This is a genomic window from Chryseobacterium indologenes, from assembly GCF_002025665.1.
Classification (GTDB): Bacteria; Bacteroidota; Bacteroidia; order Flavobacteriales; family Weeksellaceae; genus Chryseobacterium; species Chryseobacterium metallicongregator.
Genome location: NZ_CP018786.1, coordinates 3,733,718 through 3,752,366 on the forward strand (window position 1 = coordinate 3,733,718; position 18,649 = coordinate 3,752,366).

Consider the following 18,649-nt stretch of genomic DNA (forward strand, 5'->3'; position numbering starts at 1 on the left):
CAGTAAAAATCATAAAAAAACCTCCTTCAAAAAGAAAGAGGCTATATTTATATTGAAATATTCAATTATTTCTTTAAACCGATTCTACTCCAGGTATCCATTACGAAAAGCAGGATAAGACCTATTGCAGCAGCACCCGCTGAGAATGCAAATCTAACGTTATCTTCATCTCCAAGAATATCTGTCGCTTGCCAGTTGATAGCATAAAGATTGATGGTGATGAATACAATAAACAGTACTAAAAATACTTTATAAAACTTCTTCATGACTCTTAAAAATTAATATAATTCTGCACCAACTGGGCAAAATTTGCGGTGAATAATTTAATTGAAATTGCCAAAAGGATAATTCCGAAAACTTTCTGAAGGATCATCAAAGTAGCATCCCCAATTTTCTTCTCCAGCCATTTCGCTGATTTCAGCACCAAATATACGAAAATTGTATTAAGAATAATTCCGCAAATAATATTAATATCATGAAATTCAGCTCTAAGAGAGAGTGCAGTGGTTAACGTTCCAGCTCCTGCAACCAGCGGAAATGCGATGGGTACAATGGATGCAGCCTTTGCCTCGGTGGTTTTATTAATTTCAATTCCTAAAATCATTTCCAGTGCTATGACAAAAATCACAAAAGCTCCGGCAATCGCGAATGAATTTACATCAACTCCAATAAGCTTAAGAATCTTATTTCCTACGAACAGGAAAACAATCATAATAGCTCCGGCAGTAATGGCAGCCTTTCCGGCTTCAATCTGTCCAAACTTCTGCTGAAGGCTTACGATAATAGGAACTGAGCCTATGATATCGATAACGGCAAAAAGAACCATAAAGCTGGTAACAATCTCTTTAAAAGAAAAACCATCAAAAATTTCCATCTATTTGTAATTAAAAATTTCGCAAAAATATGAAAATAAACTGATTATTTGTTAATTTGTGAATATAAATTAACAATAGTTTTCAAAAGTTCTTCAAGAGCTTCAGCAGATTTCACAGGATTGTATTTTTCCATTTGAACTTTCTGCTGCAGTTTGCTGTATTCTTCTGCTACCAAAGAACCTTTGTGCTTTTCAAGAAATGTCTTAAACTCCGGAGTAGAGCTCTGAAAATACTGTCCTCTTACTTCTTCATCCAATTCTTCCAGAGTTATAAAGAACTTTTCATACTCTCCATTATCTTTAAGATTTTCCAGATATCCGAAATAATCATTGATATCCGTTTTCATCGATTCTCTGATCTCTTTTTCTGTTTCGGCTACTGAACCTAAAGGTTTCGATGGTACAGTTTCCCTAACTAATGTACGTTTTTTTTGCCAATTTTTAAATAGCAGATACCCAACAAATAAGCTGATCAGAATAGCTATATTGGTCAAAAGAATATTCCAGTGGAATTTGCTTTTTTCTTTTACTTTAAATGAAGTGGTTTTTAATACCGGAGTATTTACCGTCTCCAGAAGATTATTGGTGTATTCGTTTACCTTTTCTACGGTAGAACGTGCCTCCAGAATCTGGTCGTGAGAAAATGCATTCAGAGCCAGTGTTTTCTGTCCAAGGTCTACATATTCTTTACTCTCAGGGTCAAAGAAAGCAAATTGTTCTGTTTTAATTGAAATGGCACCTGATTTTTTAGGAATAATCACATAATTAGCCAGGATTTCTCCTTTCATTCCTGAAGTTCCCGGAGCTACTTTAGAGGTAATTTTCGGGGCAAAAACTTCATAATCCGGAGAGGCAGCAATTTTAGGAAGTTCCATATCCGGTAAGTTACCTTCTCCTGAAACTTTTACCACCACATTCAAAGGTTTTTTTGCTTCCGGTTTTTCCTTGGAAGCATTATATACGTTGACATTAAAGTTTCCAACGGCATTTTTAAAACATTCGGGAGCTCCTTCAGGAAGCTTTCTTACGTTGATTTTAACTTTATTGGAAACAATTTTTGTTTTATTTGAATAGGTATTTACTGAAGCTGATACACCAGGAACTTCCACATATCCTGCTTCATTCGGAAACACCATAAACATAGCCAGAACCTGTGAAGGCATATTTCCATATCCGGAAGGATCTATCTCAGACTTATCAAAATTGATAGGATGTACGTTGATATTATCCTGCTGTGGAAGATGGATATTTTTCACCTTTCTTAGGTTATCCATATTTCTTGAATACACTCTCAGAACGGCTATAGTAGGCTGATCCTGATATACATCCCGATCATCAATTTCCATATTCAGATAAACATCATTGGAAGTATTCGCAGCCAAAGATCTTCTGTCTACAATATCACGGATATTGACATCAAAAGGTTCTGTTTTATAGATTCTGTTATTTACGGTAACGAGAACGGAACCGATTTTTATTTTCCCTTTTTTCTTAGGTTCAAGGGCAATTCTGGAAACTTTCTGGGTAATTAAAGTATTGGTAGCCGGATCAATTACAGTATTGGTAACAGATCCGCTTCCTATAATATTAAATTTTGAAAGATCCGGAAGCTGGAAACCTGTTTGCTGTACTAGGTCACTTCCGTTAAGTTCAAGAACAATGGTCAGATTGATGATATCCTTACCCGCATATTCGGTTTTATCTGCATCCATAGATAGATTTACCTGTCCGTAAGTAATTACGGATGCCAAAGTAAGCAATATGTAAATCAATTTGTGCTGCATCACCAATCTTTCTCGTTGCTTTCAGGCATCGAATAAGAATTTTTGTTTAAAATTCTTCTGGCGGTTTCTTTTTCTTTTTCGTTTATTTTATCTAAGATCGCATTTTCAAGATTCTTAGGCATTCTGCCTTCATTATTTTGATCCTGCTTAGGATTGTCGCCCTGGTCACCTTTACCTTGGTTTTGAGGGCCGCTACCCTGATCCTGTTTTTTGTCTTTGTCGCCTTTCTGATCATCTCCCTTGTTCTGATCATTTCCGCCGCCACCTTTTCCTGAGTTATTCTGTTCGTTTTTTTGCTGTTGTTTTTCTTTCTCTTTCAGTTTGGCAATCTCATAATTTTTTCTGGTTACCTCACTGTGGGGATCCTGCTTCAAAGCTTTCTTGTAGTAGTCAGCGGCTTTTTCCGGCTGATTCATCTGCATATAAGCATTCCCTAAATTATGAAGCGCAGCAGTTTTGTCCGGAAGTGTTTGTGAAAGTTTTTCCGCTTTTTCAAACTCTGCTTTTGCCTCTTCATATTTTTTACTTTTATACAACGCATTCCCCATATTGTAGTGAGCGGTAAAATCTTTATCATTGGATTTTATCGCTTCCATGTATTTTGAGGAGGCTCCATCATAATCTTTACCGTCAAATTTCTGATTGCCTTCATACACTAAATTCCTATAGCTTTCCTGCCCAAACATGAAGCCTGAGAATGAAATGGCAACAATAAACGATAAAAATATAATTTTAGTATTCATCACTTGCAAAATTATTCCTTTATATGTTAAGAAACAGAGTTTTATTTGTTAAAATTCGGTTAAAGTACCTGTAGAATTTCTTCTATAAATAAAGGAATTCTACACATTAAAGTCTTTTTTTGGATTAAAAATATAAATTAAAAAGAAAAACAGAAGAGATACCGCAAGAAAATATTGATAATAATGATTGGCATTCTGCGATTTCACCATCGTTTCAGCACCTGCCGATTTTTTATTGACAGCATCTACAATCCTGTCCGGAGCTTCATTGATATTATTTCCATCAATATAAGTTCCGTCTGTAGATTCCGCCATTTTCTTTAATGCTTCCGTCTGTCTTTTTGAAATAACCGTACCTCCGTTGGCATCGGTTTTATATCCCATCAATTGTCCGAACACATATTCCGGAACCGGAGCACCTTCATCTGTTCCTACACCTACAGAAGTAATGCTTATTCCTTCTTTATTAGCTAATCTGATGGCAGCGTTATCATTTCCTTCGTTATCCTCACCATCACTCAGTAGAATCACTTTTCTTGATCCTTTGCTTACATTTTTAAATTTTTCAGCAGCAGCCTGCATTCCTTTCAGAAAATCTGTTCCCTGAATCTGCATAGAACTGGTTTCAATACCGCTGATATAAGTTTCTGCAGAATTATAATCTGTTGTCAGAGGCATAATAGACATTGCATTCCCAGCAAAAATCACAATACCTACCTTATCATTATTCATTTTATTCATGGTAGCCAGCATCAGATTTTTGGCTTCCGTCAAACGGCTTGGTTCTATATCCTCAGCATTCATAGAATTGGATACATCCAGCATAAAGATTACATTATTCAGTTTCTGGGTACTTTTCACTTCTTCTGAACCGTTCAAAAGGTCAATGATAGAAAATATCAGAAATAATGTTCCCAATAAGTATAATGCAGGAAAAAACTTTGTAAATCCTGATCTTTTTTCAAATAAATTCTCATGAAACTGGCTAGCGGCAAAAATTTCTCTTTTTTTATTTCTCCATTGTAAAAAACGGATCAAAAAGATAGCTAACAGCGGCAGAAGCAACAGTAAAAATAAATACCAATAATTTCCTAAAGACCAACTCATCAGCTTAAAATTTTATAAAAAACCCATCTCAGCAATGCATCCAACACCAACATAGCAAGCGCAATCCAAAGGAATATTTTGAAATACTCTTCATAATTGTACAGCTTGGAAACCTTCACATCAGATTTTTCCAGTTGGTTGATTTCATTGTATACTTCTTCCAGACTACTGTTTGAGGTAGCTCTGAAATATTTACCTCCCGTTGTTTGTGCTATTTCTCTCAAGGTATTTTCATCGATGGTAACCTCTGTTTCGGTAAAGATAAGCTCTCCAAAAATGTCTTGCGATGTAGGCATCAGCGCATAACCATTGGTACCGATTCCGATTGAATATACCTTTATATTATTATTTTTTGCCAGTTCAGCAGCAAGCTGTGGAGGAATTGCATTCTGAATATTGCTTACTCCATCCGTCATCAGGATGACCACTTTACTTTTGGCTTTGCTTTTAATCAAATGATTCACTGCTACGGAAAGACCTTCCCCGATAGCTGTTCCGGGTTCAAGACCTGCAGAATTCAGATTTTTAATTTCATCAATAACAACCTGATGATCTGAGGTTACCGGAACTTTAGTAAAAGCTTCTGCAGCATATGCTACCACTCCTATCCTGTCATTCGGGCGTTTCTGAACAAATTTTACGGCAATATCTTTCAAGGCGGTAATTCGGTCCGGGCTCAGATCCTTCGCCAGCATACTTAAAGAAACGTCGATAGACAACATAATATCCACTCCCTTTGTATCATCTCTGTCCTGAGAAATAGTAAACGTTCTCGGCCTTGCCATGGCAATAATCAACGCAGAAAGAATGATATATTTTGATATTTTCAGTAAAAAAAGTATTCCTTGGATACTCCCGCTGTGATCCATGTTTTTTATGGTAGGAACTTTTATACCTTTTCTTTTATTTCTTCCAATATCTTTAATTAAAAGTGGAATAAACAGCAGAAAAAGCAGCAAAAACCATGGGCTGTAAAACTCAAAATTAAACATCCTTTCTTAAGTTTTCGAATTCTAAATCTTTGGATGATCTTTTCACAAAATCCCTGATATTGGCAAAATCTCTTTCCATTGTTTCCTGATCCGGGAATGTTTTGGCAAATTTCACCAGGTCTCCTCTAAGGAAAACATCTTCTATTATTTTTTCGTTGTCCTGCGAGATTGTATTATTTTTTTTCATGACATCTATAAGATCATCAGTAAGAAGTACATCTGCCGGAAGGCGATATTGTTTTGTAATGAAGGTTCTGGAAATATCAATCAGTTCCACATAAAACGAACGGAAGTTTCCTCCTTCAATATATTTTTTCTTTTTAAGAGAATCAAGCTCTTTTAATGTCTGATTGGTAGCCACTACAGGAGAACTCTTTGATTTTCTTCCCCATTTTACAAACATAATAATGGCAATAACCAGTGCAATACCAGCCAATGCTGCAAGAATATAAAACTTGTAAAGCTCCCAATAATCCTTAGGCTCAAGTTTCACCTGCTTATTATTCATAATGTCATTGATCTGATCTGCTTTTTGAGCCGTATTAATGACATCTATTTCATAAGGAATTGTTTTAAGAATTTTATCTCCTACTCTAAACTCCAGTTCAGGAATGGTAAATTTTCCCTCTTCAAAAACAGCAAATTCTATCTTTCTTTCATAGGTATTAGCCGTTTGCCCGATACTATCTTTCGTTTCTTCAAAATGGAAAGGTAAGAGTTCATTCTTAGCTGCTGAAGTAACCTGCTGCTCATTAAGGTTATCAATCTTTATGGTAAGATGATTGATTTCTCCCAGAGCGAGGGTTTTCTTTTCTACGTTAGAGGATAATATCTGTGAAAAAGCATTTGCACAGATCAGAAAAGATAATATTAAAAGTATTTTTCTCAATGTTAAAATAATAAAGGCAAAACGCCTTATGTTTTTAGTTACGAGCTCAGCCCGATGTTATTTTTTCTGAAAGTAATTATACAATAATTTTGAATAATCTGAGCCTGTATTAATATTCATAAAACTGGCAGAGCTATTGGCAAAATCTTCTTCCAGAGCTCTCAGTTTTTGTTTTTGAGCTTCAGCGAAGGTGTAGCGCCACCTTGCACTGGAAGTATTGGCCCATATTTCTTTTCCGGTTTCCACATCCATTAAACGGGCATAGCCTACATCAGGAATCTCATTATCTTTTTCATCATAAATCCTCATTCCCAACAGCTGGTGTTTTTTTGAAGCTACTCTCAGCATTTTGGAATCATATGCATCTTCAAAATCTGAAAACAGAAAAACCAGAGATTTCCTTTTGAAAATCCCCATCATATATTCCATTGCCTTATCTATTTTAGATTCTGCCGGAACATAATCTGCTGTGAGAATATTGCTGATAATAGAAAGAATATGTTTTCTCCCTTTTTGTGGAGGAATGACTTTATACACTTTATCGGCAAACAAGATCAATCCTACTTTATCATTATTGCCAGCGGCTGAAAATCCTAAACTGGCAGCAATTTCGGCTACATATTCTCTTTTCAGCTGAACTTTTGTTCCATAATCCATGGAAGCAGAAATATCTACAAGAATCATCATCGTAAGTTCCCTTTCTTCTTCCATTACTTTTACGAATGGCTCACGGAAACGTGCGGTTTTATTCCAATCGATTCTTCTTATCTCATCTCCAAACTGATAGGGACGAACTTCCGAGAAAGTCATACCCTGCCCTTTAAAGGCGCTGTGATATTGCCCCATTAAAGCAGCCTCCGTCTTTTTTCTGGTACGGATTTCAATCTGCTTTACTTTTTTTACAATATCTTTTATCTGCATAGACGAGTTCAAGGTTTAAAATTCAAAGTTTAATGTTGAGTACGGGTTTCTGGTTAATCTTTAAACTCAATGGATACGTTCGACCACTCATTGTCAAACTTTGTGTTGTATTTTTTATAAAAATTGATGGCAGGCTCATTCCAGTTTAATACCTGGAATACCATTCCACTGTAATTATTGCTTTTACCATATTCCAGTGTTGCATCAAATAATTTCTTTCCAATCTGCTTTCCTCTCAATCTTTCTGTTACAACAAGATCTTCAAGATACAGCCTTCTTCCTTTCCATGTTGAATATCTGTCATAATACAGGGATATTCCAACTATTTCACCTTCATATTCTGCCACGAAAGCTCCCCACACAGGAGAAGTTCCGAAACCATCCTGAATAAAATCATCCAAAGTCACGGTTACTTCGTGCAGCGCCTTTTCATATTCCGCCAGTTCTTTAATTAAATTAAGCATGGAAGAACAGTCTTCCAGAACAGCTTTTCTTATGATTACATCACTCATTATGGTGCCTGGATTTTTGCTAAAATTCTATTGATAATTTCTTCTGTTGAAATCTCTTCTGCTTCAGCTTCAAAGGTTAAGCCCATTCTGTGCCTCAATACATCTTTTGCCAATGCTTTTACATCTTCCGGAATGACAAATGCTCTTCCTTTTAAAAACGCATAGGCTCTTGAAGCAATAGCAAGGTTAATGGATGCTCTTGGAGAAGCTCCGAAACTGATATAATTTTTAAGTTCAGAAAGCCCATAATTTTCCGGATAACGTGTTGCAAACACCATATCCAGGATATATTTTTCAATTTTCTCGTCGAGATAAATCTGATTGATCAGTTCTTTTGCATCTACAATATCCTGAAGAGAGATTACAGGTTTTACCGTTGGCTGATGCGAAGTTGAAACCATTCTCATCACCTGTCTTTCATCCTCAAAAGCAGGATAATCTATAGTACATTTCAACATAAAGCGGTCGCTTTGTGCTTCAGGCAGCAGATAAGTTCCTTCCTGATCAATCGGGTTTTGTGTTGCCAATACCAGGAATGGTTTTGGAAGCTTCATTGTTTCATCACCAATCGTCACCTGTTTTTCCTGCATAACCTCCAGAAGCGCTGACTGTACTTTTGCCGGTGCACGGTTGATCTCATCTGCCAAAACAAAGTTTGCAAATACAGGTCCTTTTTTTATAGAGAAATCATTGTCTTTGATATTAAAGATCATAGTTCCTACTACATCTGCAGGAAGTAAATCCGGTGTAAACTGAATCCTTGAGAAATCTCCATGAACAGCATCAGCCAGTGTTTTTATCGCTAAGGTTTTAGCCAACCCTGGTACCCCTTCAAGAAGAACGTGACCATTCCCCAAAAGCCCTACCAAAAGACGGTCTACCATGTATTCCTGTCCAATAATAACTTTGTTGATTTCCTGTCTCAGAAGAGAAAATAAGTAGTTTTTTTCTTTTACTTTTTCCGTCAATTGGCGGATATCTTCAGCTTGATATATCTCTGACATAGCTTGGTTTAAAATAAGTGGTAAATTTCTGATAAATACTTGCATTAATCAACATAATAAATGCCATTTTTGAGTTAAAGTTTGTTAAAAATCCGGCATTGACAAGATATTTAAAGCTATAACGCTGAATTTCTTATGTATAAACAAATTCAAAAATTCAAATTAAAGCAAGCTATATCTCTATTTTCACTATCATTCACAAAAAATGTCACAAAATTATTTTTGCAACATTTTTATTTTAATCAGAAACTTGATTATTTAATTTTAAAGCTTAGTTATTGTAATGGTGAATATATTTTCAGGAGCATCAGTAGTATCTTCATACGCTCCGACATTTATAAAATATTCTGTTCCAGATACTGTGGTAATGGTAAGCGTTTCCGCAGCACCTCCGCCACCATTGTCTACGGTTCCGGTACATGACAAATTACTACAGCTGCCACTATACACGCCTATCTGCGGATCATAGCTACTACCAGAAGGCATTGTCGCTTTAATGGTATACTGACTTCCATCACCAGTAAACTTAAACCAGGTACCATCATTCATTCCTGTATCTCCATTACTTGTACATACACTTATATTTCCTGTGTTATTGGTTGTAGATACAGCGTCATTCTGAGTGTAACTGTAAGGAAATACGGATACCGTCAACGCTCCCGCACATGCATCGTTTACAGGTATTGGGGGAACAGTTTTAAAAACAAGTTCAGAACATCCTGAAGATTCTGTATTCCCGGAAACTGATGTTACTTTTAAATAATAAGTTGTTCCGGCTGTAAGCGCTGTGGAAGGGGTAAAGCTATTTCCTGAAACGGTCTGCTGATTAATAATATCAGAGCTTCCTGAACTTGTTCCCAACGAAACTTTATAGGATGTAGCCCCTGAAGCCGGAAGCCAGTTGAAATTGGGAGTTAAAGAAATATTCTGAGTATTATTTACCGGATAAACAACAAAAGGACATGCCGGTCCGGCACTTGGTGTAAGGCCTGAAATGGTAACCGACGATTTATAATCCGCCCTGATTCCTCCCGGAGGAGATGCAATATCCACTACTGCACGATCTCCTTTATAATACAGCGTTGAGTAAGGGATATGAGGGTAGACATGAAAAGCTTCATCAAAATTATTGATATCGATATTCGGAGAATTCTCTTTTGCTGCAATAACCAGATTATCAACATTATTATAAGCAAATGGTGTTGTAAAAACAACTTCAACTTTATTATTGTTCTTGGTTACAGCTCCTGTGAACACCTGAGTCAACTGTGCAGCAGGAATCCAGTCTGTACCGGAAGCAAAGGCTGTTTTTGATGTATGTCCGAGATATACGGTCCAGTTTGAAGATTCAGTAATTGTAGAGGAAGGATCCACATAAAATGTAAGGCCAGTAATATTGCCTGCAGCATTGGCATTAACTTCCTGCTTAGGATATATCTGCTGTACATAAGAATAGGAAAAAAAACTGCTTACAGGAGCAACACCAACATTTGGGCTCCCAATATTGATATTGATTTGGGCGTTCATTACCTCCACTACAAAAAACAAAGCTAAAAGTAAAATTCTTTTCATTATTAATAACATTAATCTGGTATACCATGCTAATTTAATAATAAATACTTTGATTCTAGCAATAAAAAAAATATTTCATCATACAATTTAACACAAACATATATTAAAATCAAAAACAATCAACAATCAACAATAAAATAACCACAAAACATAAAAATAAAATAAACTAAAGGTAATTTTGATATACATTTCATATATTTACACTAAACATCCATAACATGTATAAAAGACTACTCTTTTTCAGTTTTTTCATTACCCATCTCGTTTTCGCCCAAACGACAATGACAAATATAATTTCAGATGCTGTCTATTATGACGGTTATGCAGCTACAGTATCCAACCCTGTTCCTGCAGGTTTAACCAGACTGACGAATGCCAGGTATACAAGAAAACTCACTGATGCAGAATTAGATGCTTTTAAAGCCAAAATTGCGATGCGTGTAACCATTGCCCCATTGTGTGATAATTATGACCGTCTTGGGGAAGTCTTTTTGGCTATGGTTCCTAAAAACCAAGCTACTTATACAATCAATGACGCTAATGTCAAAAGAATTGAAATAGGCAGATATATTACTCCTTTCATGAATAAAAACAGAACTCCTTCAGAAGTTCCTTACACTTATGATGTCAGCAATTTATACAGCATATTTCATGATACAGCATTGCGTGCCATGTATGATCTTTATATGGAATTGGATGTTTTCGGGGTTCCTTACGCAGCTCAAACCCAGGTTTCAGGCTGTGCAAACAGAATTGATGTTTTTTCGGGAACTCTTACCTTTTTCTCAACGGATACAGGAGCAACCCCTACAGACACCAACAGCATTGCACCTATATTAAGTTATAACACCCTTAATAACTATAACAGCACCGATATTGCCGGAGAAACCGTTAGAATTGTCACTTTTAATCTTCCAAACCCTGTTACCAATGCCCGCTTCTTTGTAATATCTACTCCTCATGGCGCCAACAGTGGCGGTGAAGAATATATCAGAAGACAAAACTACACCTATATAGATGATGTACAAGTACTCACCTATACTCCCGGAGGTATTTCATGTGAACCGTACCGTGTATACAATACTCAAGGAAACGGAATCTATGGTTCTACTCCTAAAACTTTTGCTGACTGGACCTCATGGAATAACTGGTGTCCCGGAAATTCTGTTCCTATCAGAGAATTTACATTACCCAACTTAACTGCAGGCAATCATACTTTGAAACACACAATTCCAACAGCAGTTTTCAATCAACAGCAGGGATATGTCATGTTATCAGTTTATATGCAGGGGAAAAGCAATACAGCTTTGAATGTAAAAGAGATCAAAACAGTAGATGTGAATATTTACCCCAACCCTACTTCTGACTTTGCCAATGTAAAATCAAAAGTAGAGGTCAGCTCAATAAGTCTTTTCAATATAGAAGGAAGAAAACTTTCCGAAACTTACAAAGAGAACAGAATAGATCTTTCCTCATACAGCACAGGAGTCTATTTTTTACATATTGTTTTAAAAGACGGAACTACCTTTAAACACAAAATCATAAAAAAATAACGGGACATATCTTTTGAAATAAAACAATAAAAACCCTCTCTGAAACTTCACTCAGGAGGGTTTTTCTATTGATCATCATATAAAATTAAATGTAAAAAAACATTCTGATATCAATAAAAACCAATTAAAAAAACAACCTTAATTCACTCTTTTTTCCAATAGTTAAAAAATTTTAACTTTAATCCTCTAGTCAAAAAAATTGTCATTTCCAGTTTATTAAACTATTTTTGGTGATTAAAAATTTTGCAAAATGAATTATCATTTTCAAGCACACAGACAAGTAAGAAAGAACCTTTTAGATATCCTTCAGAATACATCTCATGAAGATTTGATTCTGATTCCGGATGGTTTCAACAACAATATTTACTGGAATATTGCACATACCGTTGCTACACAGCAGCTATTGCATTATTACCTGAGCGGAAATCCGTTCCGTATCGACAAATATTGGATTGAAACTTACAAGAAAGGAACTTTACCCAACTTAGATGTTCAAAAATCTGAAGTGGAAGATTTAGAATTTTTGCTTACAGAAACTTCAAAGATTTTAATGAAGGATTATGACAGTGATTTCTTCTCAGATTACACTCCTTACACCACAAGTTTCGGAATGGATCTGAAAAGCATCCAGGATGCCATTATCTTTAACAATATGCACGAAAGCCTTCACTACGGATATGTGATGGCGCAGAAAAGAGCAATTTTAGGAGAGAAAGGGAGATAGTGAATCTTGCTGTGCAAATCAATGGTCAAATGTGAATATATGCACATCAGAATTGACTTACAGCGTAAAATTCACGATTGACAATTCACTCTATAACTATATAATAAATTTTCAATGAAAGACGATTTTATTTTCGGGCTGCGTCCCGTGATTGAAGCAATTGAAGCGGGAAAAACGATTGACAAGATCTTTGTGCAAAATGCACTTCAGGGTCCTATTTATGCTGAATTAAAAGCCATTTTAGCGAAAAATAAAATCCGTCCCAACTATGTTCCGGTTGAAAAACTGAACCGTTTTACAAGAAAAAACCATCAGGGTGTGGTAGCTTTTATTTCGGATGTACCGTTTCATAAAGTGGAGGATATTGTTCCACAATTATTTGAACAGGGAAAAACACCTTTTCTTTTGATTCTGGACAGACTTACTGATGTAAGAAACTTCGGAGCCATCTGCAGAACGGCAGAATGCGTAGGTGTTGATGCTATAATCATTCCGGAAAAGGGTGCGGCTCCTATTAACTCTGATGCGATAAAAACTTCTGCAGGTGCTATTTACAATATTAAAATATGTAAGGAAAATAACCTGGCTCATGCTGTGGATTTTCTTCAGCAAAGTGGAATTTCCGTATATGCAGCCAGTGAAAAAGCTCAGAAATTAATCTATGATGTTAATATGACTGAGCCATGTGCTATCGTTATGGGAAATGAAGAAACCGGAATTTCTAAAGAAGTATTACATCATGCTGATGAAAAAATAAAACTTCCTATTGAAGGAAAAACTCAATCCCTGAATGTTTCTGTAGCATGTGGAGCGATTTTGTATGAAGCGGTAAGACAGAAAATGTCCGTGGTACCTAATCCATAAACCATGAAAATACAATCACTTTTACCATTATTTTTTGTGCCGTTAGTTTTTAATGCACAGACGAAAAATGTAGCTACAGACAACCGTCTTACGACTGATCTTGATAAGATGGTTCAGAAAGAAGCTCTCGCTTATATGCAGAATCCTGCCCGTGTAGGACTTTCAATAGGTGTTTTTAAAAATGGTAAAAGTTATTTCTATAATTATGGTACAACGGAGATAGGAAAATCAGAACTTCCAACATCCAAAAGCCTGTACGAGATTGCTTCCATTACCAAAACTTTTACCGGAACACTTCTGGCTCAAGCTTTAGTAGACGGAAAAATTAAAATGGATGATGATATCCGGAAATATATAGGAAATTATCCTAATCTTGAATTTGAAAAGCACCCGATAACGATCGGTAATCTAACCAATCATTCATCAGGATTGCCACAGTTTCTGCCGGATCAGTCTGAAACATTCAAAAAAACAATGGACTCTGTTGCTATGGCACTGTCTGATTTTTATAAAAACTATTCAAAGAAAAACTTTTATGAAGATCTTCATCAGGCCAAAGTGGATTTTGTACCCGGAACAGAGTATAAGTATTCCAATGTAGGAACACAGATTGCCGGGGATGTCCTTGAAAAAGTATATCATAAAAGCTATGAAAACCTGCTTTCAGAGTATATTACAAAGCCACTGAAAATGAATCATACCATTATTGGTACGAATTCTGCACAGCTATTGACTCGTTATAACGAAAAAGGAAAGGTAATGCCCAGAAATTTCACTACAATCTTTGCTCCTGCAGGAGGAATTTTGTCCACTACGGAGGATCTGGTGAAATACATACAGTATCATCTGGATGAGAATAATAAATATGTGAAAGCATCCCATACTCCTTTTGTAAAAAGTAAAGGAGATGCTATTGGATTATATTGGAGATTGCACACCTATGAAGATGGTACCCAAACCATTTATCATACTGGAGGTACATTTGGCTTTTCAAGTGTGCTTCAGATTTATCCGTCAAAAAACATGGGAGTGGTAGTACTTTCCAATGAATCTGATGGAGAATCTCAGGGGAAGCTGCACGATATCGCAGATAATTTATTAAGAAATAGTAGTAAAAAATAAAGTTAAAAAATCAAATGAAGAACATTGCAGCGCTTGCGCTTATATCATCAATAGCCCTTGTATCTTGTAAAAAAGAAACAGCAAAAATAACGAAAGTAGATCCTAAAACCGGAAAAACAGTAACTGTAGAAGTTCCTGCTGATTCTGTAGCAAAAGTTTCAGAAAACCCTGCAATCAAAGATTCTGCGGGTGTGATTACACAGACTTTTAAACTTGAAAAAGGAAAAACATATCCTCTTACCACTTACCAGAGAGATGTAAAAACGATGACGGATCCTCAGGGGAAATCTATCACAGCAACAAGTGAGTCTACAGATGAAATGAATTTTGTAGTAGATGATATTAAAGGAAATGTATATGAAATGACCCTTAACCTTGTAGCAAAGAGAAATTCTCAGTCTGCACAGGGAAAAACGGTGGTAGTAGATACCAAGCTTCCTCTTCCTAAAGAAGACGATCTTAAAATGATCTGGAATGTAAACAAAGCACTTACCGGAAACAAACTTCAGATGAAGATGGATACAAAAGGGAATGTAATTTCTATTACAGGATTTGATGCTGTTTACACGAAAGTAGGTAATGCAGTAGGTACGCTTATCAAAGATGCCAATGAAAAAGCAAGCGTAGTAGCAAGTCTTAAACAATCATTCAACGAAAAGGTATTGAAAGATCAGTTCCACAAAAATCTGATGATTATTCCTAAAAAAGGAGTAAAAATGGGAGAAAAGTGGTCAACGTCTGAGAATGCAGACCCAAGCGGAAGCGTAAAAGTAACATCTAATTATGTACTGAAAAGCCTAGGAAACGGAGCTGCAGAAATTGCAGTAACCGGAGGTATTCCTAAGAAAACCGAAAAGAAAGCTCAGGGACCAATCACGCACAGCCTGAGCAGTGAACTGGTTCAGAACGGAACCATTAAGTTTGATGAAAGCACAGGATGGATTACCAACCAGAATATCAACGTAAAAACAACTCAGATAGAAACCATTTCAGATGGAAAACAATCTCAGTCTATGAAAAGCGTTTCCAATTCTTCGGTAATGGTAAACCCATCTGCTAAATAACTGAAGTAAACATTCAGGGTTTACAATATACTTTAAACCCTGAACTTTAAATTTTTTAAATTATGAAGTACATTCTTGAGTTAGTACTCACTGCCATTATTATTTTCTTTGTCTGGAATATTCTGAAAAGAATTTTCTTTAAGACATTTTACAGCTATCGTTTCAATAATGATAACCAGAATAACAGACAGCAGGACCTACACAACTCGAATAAGAATAACCAACAAAACCTTAAGTGGGATGCAGAAACTGTAGACTACGAAGAGGTGAAAGAGAGTAAGGACAAAAGGTAAAAATTCCAAGAAATAAAAGATAATAACCAGCATGGCAAAAAATAAAAACTTAATTTATATTGCAGCTTCATTAGTAATATTTATAGTTTTAGCATTTTTATATTCCACTCCTGTATTTTCAGGAAAACAGCTTTTCCAGCACGATATTGTGCAGTACAGAGGAGGAGCAAAAGAACTGCTCGACTATAGAGCCAATACCGGAAATGAAACCTATTGGAGTGATTCCATGTTTGGAGGAATGCCGACTTATCAGATGGGAAGCCAGTTCAAAGGTGACATCATCAAAAAAATCGACAGCAATCTGAATTTCCTGCCAAGGCCGGTTAATTATCTCTTCCTGCTATTTGCAGGTTTTTTCCTTTTGGGAATGGTAGTGGTCAGAAACTGGAAATATGCTCTTTTAGGGGCCACTTTCTTCGGGCTTTCAACCTATTTTTATATTATTATTGCAGCCGGACATAATGGTAAAGTCAATACCATTGAATATTTTGCCCCGTTACTGGCCGGTATTTTACTGGTGTATATCAGAAAACAATACATCTGGGGGTTTATTGTCACTACCCTTTTTATGGGTCTTCAAATTGCTGCCAACCACCCACAGATGACCTATTATCTGTTCATTGCGTTAGGATTCTTATTCCTTTCTGAACTGATCAGAGCTATCCAGAAAAAAACACCGATGAAGCATTTCCTTATTTCATCAGGAATTATCGCAGCATCATGTATTATTGGAGTTGGAATGAATTCACAAAGAATCATGGCTAATTCTGAATATGTAAAAGAAACCGTTCGTGGAAAACAAATTTTAAATAACGACAGCCATACTTCAGGAAAATCCGGAATGGACAAGGAGAGTATGCTAATGTGGAGCTATGGGCAACTGGAAACTTTAAACCTTTTTATTCCGAGATTAATGGGTGGAGGAAGCCAGGAACCTGAAGGAAAAGAAATCATGAACAGAGTTCAGGAACTGGTTCAGGAAAATGTAGGCTCACAAGCTGAAATGGATAGAATTTCCAAAGGTTTCAGCGGGGTAACCTACTGGGGAGACCAACCGGGAACTTCAGGACCTGCTTATCAGGGAGCTATTGTATGTTTCCTTGCCTTATTAGGATTCTTTTTTGCTTCGAAAAAATATCGTTACTGGATTTTGGGAGCTTCCATCCTGACTATTTTACTGGCTTGGGGAAGTAACTTTATGCCGTTATCCGATTTCTTTATTGATTACGTACCGTTCTATAATAAATTCAGAGCTCCTTCTTCAATCTTAGTTGTAGTAGAATTGTTATTCCCATTAATTGCCATTCTGGGATTATACAGATTCTTTACAGATGAGAAACTGACCGAAGAATACAAACAAAAGACCCTTCTTTATGTAGGAGGTGGAACGTTAGGATTTTTATTGATTCTTTTAATCTTTGGAAAGTCATTATTAGGCTTTGCTACAGAAAGTGAAAAGACCTACTTCCCTCCTTTCTTACTTGATTATCTTGTAGATGAAAGATATAAACTATTCAGAATAGATGCCATAAAAGCATTCATTTATGTAGCCATTACTGCAGCTGCGTTATTCTTAACTTTAAAGAAAAAGCTGAACCAGAATATTGCTTTGGTAGTGATTGGACTTGTAAGTTTATTCGACCTCTGGACGGTAAACAAACGTTATCTGAATGACGAAAACTATGTAGATAAAATCTTCGCAGAAAATCCTTTCCAGACAGAAAGCTCAGACCTGTTGGCTGAAAAAGTGCAGGGAAATCCAAATCTGGAGTCTATTTTATCCAATGTCAACATCAACAAAACATTGGAAACTATCGCTGAAAAAGATAAAACGCACTACAGAATTTACAACCAGACATTGGGAGTAACCAGCGAAACCAATACCTCATACTTTAAGGCTTCCATTGGAGGCTATCACGCTGTAAAATTAAGAAGATACGATGATGTATTGAATGAGTACATCAATAGTATTGACAGTGTAAAAACACCTAATGTATTAAATTTACTGAATGCAAAATACATGGTTTTCGGAGGTCCTGAGCAGCCACAGGTTGTTCCTAATCCTAAAGCCAACGGAAATGCATGGTTTGTAAGTGATTTAAAATTTGTAGATACTCCTAATCAGGAAATTAAAGCTATCGGAAGTATTGACAACAAAAAAACAGCTGTCATTGCTTCATCTGACAAATCATATTTTGATAACAAACCTGTTCAGGCAGATTCTACAGCATTTATCACTCTTACAAAATACCAGCCTAACGAACTTGAATTTAAATCTCAGTCTAAGACTCCTCAATTGGCTGTATTCTCTGAAGTGTATTATCCTCACGGATGGAAAGTATTGGTAGACGAAAAAGAAGTTCCGTACATCAAAGCAGATTACTTACTTCGTGCAGTACATGTTCCGGCAGGAAATCACCATATCAGAATGGTTTTTGAACCTGAAGTGATTGAAAAAGGAAAATGGCTTTCGCTTCTTTCATTCGGATTATTTATCCTGTTGGCTGCATTTGGAATTTTCTGGATGAATAAAAACAAGAAAAAAGAAATTGTAGCAGAACAAAAAGCTTAAATAGTATAATAAGGTTTTTAAATAATATTACGAATGTTATTCTTCACTACGCTTCTGCT

General features: G+C 36.1%; 18 protein-coding genes. 7 read left to right on the forward strand and 11 right to left on the reverse strand.

Annotated elements, in window-relative coordinates:
• Positions 1-65: 65 nt before the first annotated feature.
• The 11 genes from BUE84_RS16950 to BUE84_RS17000 all read right to left on the reverse strand — a co-directional run bounded on the left by BUE84_RS16950 (position 66) and on the right by BUE84_RS17000 (position 10,398).
• A complete protein-coding gene (locus BUE84_RS16950; RefSeq protein ID WP_047378522.1) occupies positions 66-266 on the reverse strand; it encodes a hypothetical protein in 201 nt (66 codons plus the stop codon).
• A 5-nt stretch (positions 267-271) separates the two neighbouring features.
• The gene (locus BUE84_RS16955; RefSeq protein ID WP_062674416.1) at positions 272-874 is read right to left on the reverse strand and encodes a MarC family protein; all 603 of its coding nucleotides are present in this window, start codon (positions 872-874) and stop codon (positions 272-274) included.
• Between the two features lie 44 nt (positions 875-918).
• Complete coding sequence (locus BUE84_RS16960) at positions 919-2,658, reverse strand: BatD family protein (RefSeq protein WP_079242712.1); 1,740 nt, start codon at positions 2,656-2,658, stop codon at positions 919-921.
• Positions 2,658-3,401, reverse strand: a complete 744-nt coding sequence (locus tag BUE84_RS16965; protein WP_079242713.1) for a tetratricopeptide repeat protein — start codon at positions 3,399-3,401, stop codon at positions 2,658-2,660. The genes BUE84_RS16960 and BUE84_RS16965 overlap by 1 nt, the downstream gene beginning before the upstream one ends.
• A gap of 99 nt (positions 3,402-3,500) precedes the next feature.
• On the reverse strand, positions 3,501-4,508 hold the full coding sequence (locus tag BUE84_RS16970; protein ID WP_079242714.1) for a vWA domain-containing protein: 1,008 nt from the start codon (positions 4,506-4,508) through the stop codon (positions 3,501-3,503).
• Positions 4,508-5,500, reverse strand: a complete 993-nt coding sequence (locus BUE84_RS16975) for a VWA domain-containing protein (protein ID WP_079242715.1) — start codon at positions 5,498-5,500, stop codon at positions 4,508-4,510. The genes BUE84_RS16970 and BUE84_RS16975 overlap by 1 nt, the downstream gene beginning before the upstream one ends.
• Complete coding sequence (locus BUE84_RS16980) at positions 5,493-6,389, reverse strand: BatD family protein (RefSeq protein ID WP_079242716.1); 897 nt, start codon at positions 6,387-6,389, stop codon at positions 5,493-5,495. Before BUE84_RS16980 ends, BUE84_RS16975 begins: the two co-directional genes overlap by 8 nt.
• A 57-nt stretch (positions 6,390-6,446) precedes the next feature.
• A complete protein-coding gene (locus tag BUE84_RS16985) occupies positions 6,447-7,310 on the reverse strand; it encodes a DUF58 domain-containing protein (protein WP_079242717.1) in 864 nt (287 codons plus the stop codon).
• A 53-nt stretch (positions 7,311-7,363) separates the two neighbouring features.
• Positions 7,364-7,822, reverse strand: coding sequence for a GNAT family N-acetyltransferase (locus BUE84_RS16990; RefSeq protein ID WP_079242718.1), 459 nt, complete (start codon positions 7,820-7,822; stop codon positions 7,364-7,366).
• Entirely contained in the window at positions 7,822-8,826 is a 1,005-nt protein-coding gene (locus tag BUE84_RS16995; RefSeq protein ID WP_079243966.1) for an AAA family ATPase, read from the reverse strand. Before BUE84_RS16995 ends, BUE84_RS16990 begins: the two co-directional genes overlap by 1 nt.
• Before the next feature lie 264 nt (positions 8,827-9,090).
• On the reverse strand, positions 9,091-10,398 hold the full coding sequence (locus tag BUE84_RS17000; protein WP_079242719.1) for a hypothetical protein: 1,308 nt from the start codon (positions 10,396-10,398) through the stop codon (positions 9,091-9,093).
• A 218-nt stretch (positions 10,399-10,616) separates the two neighbouring features.
• Here BUE84_RS17000 and BUE84_RS17005 point away from each other — a divergent pair, with 218 nt between their 5' ends.
• From BUE84_RS17005 to BUE84_RS17035, 7 genes are all read left to right on the forward strand, one after another.
• Positions 10,617-11,951 carry a peptide-N-glycosidase F-related protein gene (locus BUE84_RS17005; RefSeq protein ID WP_079242720.1) on the forward strand — a complete coding sequence of 445 codons (1,335 nt, stop codon included), beginning with the start codon at positions 10,617-10,619 and terminating at the stop codon, positions 11,949-11,951.
• A 250-nt stretch (positions 11,952-12,201) separates the two neighbouring features.
• Positions 12,202-12,675: a DinB family protein gene (locus BUE84_RS17010; protein ID WP_079242721.1), complete on the forward strand. Its 474-nt coding sequence runs from the start codon at positions 12,202-12,204 to the stop codon at positions 12,673-12,675.
• 114 nt (positions 12,676-12,789) lie between these two features.
• The gene (gene rlmB / locus BUE84_RS17015) at positions 12,790-13,539 is read left to right on the forward strand and encodes a 23S rRNA (guanosine(2251)-2'-O)-methyltransferase RlmB (RefSeq protein ID WP_079242722.1); all 750 of its coding nucleotides are present in this window, start codon (positions 12,790-12,792) and stop codon (positions 13,537-13,539) included.
• Between the two features lie 3 nt (positions 13,540-13,542).
• Entirely contained in the window at positions 13,543-14,661 is a 1,119-nt protein-coding gene (locus tag BUE84_RS17020) for a serine hydrolase domain-containing protein (protein WP_079242723.1), read from the forward strand.
• A 14-nt stretch (positions 14,662-14,675) separates the two neighbouring features.
• On the forward strand, positions 14,676-15,725 hold the full coding sequence (locus BUE84_RS17025) for a DUF6263 family protein (RefSeq protein ID WP_079242724.1): 1,050 nt from the start codon (positions 14,676-14,678) through the stop codon (positions 15,723-15,725).
• 62 nt (positions 15,726-15,787) lie between these two features.
• The gene (locus BUE84_RS17030; protein WP_079242725.1) at positions 15,788-16,018 is read left to right on the forward strand and encodes a hypothetical protein; all 231 of its coding nucleotides are present in this window, start codon (positions 15,788-15,790) and stop codon (positions 16,016-16,018) included.
• 31 nt (positions 16,019-16,049) lie between these two features.
• Positions 16,050-18,590: a YfhO family protein gene (locus tag BUE84_RS17035; RefSeq protein WP_079242726.1), complete on the forward strand. Its 2,541-nt coding sequence runs from the start codon at positions 16,050-16,052 to the stop codon at positions 18,588-18,590.
• Positions 18,591-18,649: the final 59 nt, after the last annotated feature.

Bases quoted from the DNA above. Each gene is read 5' to 3' on its own strand.
- BUE84_RS16950 (WP_047378522.1), bottom strand. From the start codon at position 266: ATGAAGAAGTTTTATAAAGTATTTTTAGTACTGTTTATTGTATTCATC.
- BUE84_RS16955 (WP_062674416.1), bottom strand. From the start codon at position 874: ATGGAAATTTTTGATGGTTTTTCTTTTAAAGAGATTGTTACCAGCTTT.
- BUE84_RS16960 (WP_079242712.1), bottom strand. From the start codon at position 2,658: ATGCAGCACAAATTGATTTACATATTGCTTACTTTGGCATCCGTAATT.
- BUE84_RS16965 (WP_079242713.1), bottom strand. From the start codon at position 3,401: ATGAATACTAAAATTATATTTTTATCGTTTATTGTTGCCATTTCATTC.
- BUE84_RS16970 (WP_079242714.1), bottom strand. From the start codon at position 4,508: ATGAGTTGGTCTTTAGGAAATTATTGGTATTTATTTTTACTGTTGCTT.
- BUE84_RS16975 (WP_079242715.1), bottom strand. From the start codon at position 5,500: ATGTTTAATTTTGAGTTTTACAGCCCATGGTTTTTGCTGCTTTTTCTG.
- BUE84_RS16985 (WP_079242717.1), bottom strand. From the start codon at position 7,310: ATGCAGATAAAAGATATTGTAAAAAAAGTAAAGCAGATTGAAATCCGT.
- BUE84_RS16990 (WP_079242718.1), bottom strand. From the start codon at position 7,822: ATGAGTGATGTAATCATAAGAAAAGCTGTTCTGGAAGACTGTTCTTCC.
- BUE84_RS16995 (WP_079243966.1), bottom strand. From the start codon at position 8,826: ATGTCAGAGATATATCAAGCTGAAGATATCCGCCAATTGACGGAAAAA.
- BUE84_RS17000 (WP_079242719.1), bottom strand. From the start codon at position 10,398: ATGAAAAGAATTTTACTTTTAGCTTTGTTTTTTGTAGTGGAGGTAATG.
- BUE84_RS17005 (WP_079242720.1), top strand. From the start codon at position 10,617: ATGTATAAAAGACTACTCTTTTTCAGTTTTTTCATTACCCATCTCGTT.
- BUE84_RS17010 (WP_079242721.1), top strand. From the start codon at position 12,202: ATGAATTATCATTTTCAAGCACACAGACAAGTAAGAAAGAACCTTTTA.
- rlmB (WP_079242722.1), top strand. From the start codon at position 12,790: ATGAAAGACGATTTTATTTTCGGGCTGCGTCCCGTGATTGAAGCAATT.
- BUE84_RS17020 (WP_079242723.1), top strand. From the start codon at position 13,543: ATGAAAATACAATCACTTTTACCATTATTTTTTGTGCCGTTAGTTTTT.
- BUE84_RS17025 (WP_079242724.1), top strand. From the start codon at position 14,676: ATGAAGAACATTGCAGCGCTTGCGCTTATATCATCAATAGCCCTTGTA.
- BUE84_RS17030 (WP_079242725.1), top strand. From the start codon at position 15,788: ATGAAGTACATTCTTGAGTTAGTACTCACTGCCATTATTATTTTCTTT.
- BUE84_RS17035 (WP_079242726.1), top strand. From the start codon at position 16,050: ATGGCAAAAAATAAAAACTTAATTTATATTGCAGCTTCATTAGTAATA.